The 1,941-nt window shown below is 70.5% G+C and carries 2 protein-coding genes; both read right to left on the bottom strand.

The annotated features are described in order from the left end of the window. Positions 1 to 140: 140 nt before the first annotated feature. On the bottom strand, positions 141 to 1,013 hold the full coding sequence (locus ACFUEL_RS39165; RefSeq protein ID WP_380242909.1) for a carbohydrate ABC transporter permease: 873 nt from the start codon (positions 1,011 to 1,013) through the stop codon (positions 141 to 143). After that, the coding region (locus tag ACFUEL_RS39160; protein WP_380242907.1) for a carbohydrate ABC transporter permease at positions 1,010 to 1,941 on the bottom strand (932 nt) is incomplete at its 5' end. The genes ACFUEL_RS39165 and ACFUEL_RS39160, both read right to left, overlap by 4 nt.

Below are 1,941 nucleotides of genomic sequence, written 5' to 3'. Positions count from 1 at the left end.
GGCCTGCGCACCCCGGGCACGACCTTCGACGACCCGGGGTGCGTCCGCAAGACCTTCCCCGGCTTCCACGACGCGTTCGCCGCCTGGGCGGCCCGGCCCGAGGGCTGAGCCGCCCGGGCGGCGGAGGGGGAGGCGCGGGCTCAGTCCTTCACCGCGCCGCCCAGGCCCGACACCATGTGCCGCTGGACGAGCACGAAGAAGACCAGCACCGGCACCGTCATCAGGGTCGAGGCCGCCATGATGCCGCCCCAGTCGTTCTCGTCCGGCTTGAAGAACACCATCAGCGCGGCCGGCAGCGTCTGGTGGTCGCTGTCCAGGATCAGCGTCTTCGCGAACACGAAGTCGTTCCACGCCGTGATGAAGGAGAACACGCTGGTGGCCGCCAGGCCGGGGGCCACCAGCGGGAACAGGATCCGCCACAGGATGGTGAACCGGCTCGCGCCGTCGATCCGGGCCGCCTCCTCCAGCGACTCCGGCACCGCGGCGACGAACCCGCGCAGCATCCACACCGCGAACGGCAGCGAGAACGCCAGGTTCACCAGCATCAGCGAGCCCAGCGAGGACAGGCCGAAGCCCGGCGCGACCGAGCCGATGTCCCGGACCAGGAAGAACAGCGGGATGGTCAGCGCCTCCACCGGCACCATCTGCGCCACCAGGAACATGATCAGGATCGTGGTCCGGAACCGGAACCTGAACCGGGACAGCGCCACCGCCGCCAGGAAGGCGATCGCGGCCGACACCACCACCACGACCACCGCCACCGCCAGGCTGTTCAGGAAGTACCGGCCGAACCCGGACACCCCCAGCGCATTGCGGAAGTTCTCCAGCGTCGGTGCGAACGTCCACGGCCGCGGGTGCGCCGAGGTGATCTCGCCCTTCGGCTTCAGCGCCGACAGCACCATCCAGTACAGCGGGAACACCGTCAGCAGGGCCAGCACCACGGCGACGGTGCTGGCGCCCTGCCGCAGCACCCGGTTGTCGCGGCGCCCGGCCGTGAAGGGCTTGCCGATCAAAGTTCCTCCCCGGAGCGGCGCAGGCTGCGGATGTAGACGGCGGTGACGCCCAGCAGGATCAGCGTCATCAGGACGCCGATCGCGGCGCCCAGGCTGTAGTTCTCGGCGACGAACGCCTTCTGGTAGGCGTAGACGTTGAGGACCAGGTTCTGGCCGGCGATGCCGCCGCCCCCGGTCATCACGTAGATCTGGGTGAAGACCTTGAAGTCCCAGATGACCGACTGGATCACCACGATCACCAGCAGCGGGCGCAGCATCGGCAGCATGATCCTCCGGAAGACCGTGACCGTGCCGGCGCCGTCCAGCCGGGCGGCCTCCACCACGGAGTCCGGGATCGCCTGGATGCCCGCGTACAGGGTGATCATCACGAACGGGAAGCTGTGCCAGACCACGACCACGGCGACCATCGCGAACGCCGACCACTTGTCGTACATCCAGTTGTGGCCCTGGGTGCCGAGGACCTCGTTGACCAGGCCGGAGTTGGTGTCCAGCAGGAACATCCACACCGTGGAGCCGGTCATCGCGGGCGCCGCCCAGGCGCCCAGCGCGCCGAACATCAGCATCAGCCGCGGCCACCGGCCGACCCGGGTCAGCAGCACCGCGCAGGTCGCGCCGACCGCCAGGGTGGCCAGCACGCAGAACGCGGCGAACGCCAGGGTCTGGCCGAGCACCGTCCAGAACTGGGCGTCGCCCAGCACGTCGGTGTAGTTCGACAGTCCGACGAACTCGGTCGGCACGCCGCCCGACGCCTGCGGCTGCCCGAACTTGAGCACCGACAGCAGGCCCAGCTGGTACAGCGGGTAGCCGAACAACGGGATCAGCACCAGGGCGGCCGGCAGCAGCAGCCACAGCGGGACGGGGATCCGGGCGAGCGGCCCGGAGCGGCGGCGGCCCCGGGCGGGGGCGCCCCCCGCCGGGCGGACCGGGG

It is taken from the genome of Kitasatospora sp. NPDC057198 (genome assembly GCF_042670125.1).
GTDB lineage: Bacteria > Actinomycetota > Actinomycetes > Streptomycetales > Streptomycetaceae > Kitasatospora.
This window is presented reverse-complemented; position numbering and strand designations above follow the sequence as displayed.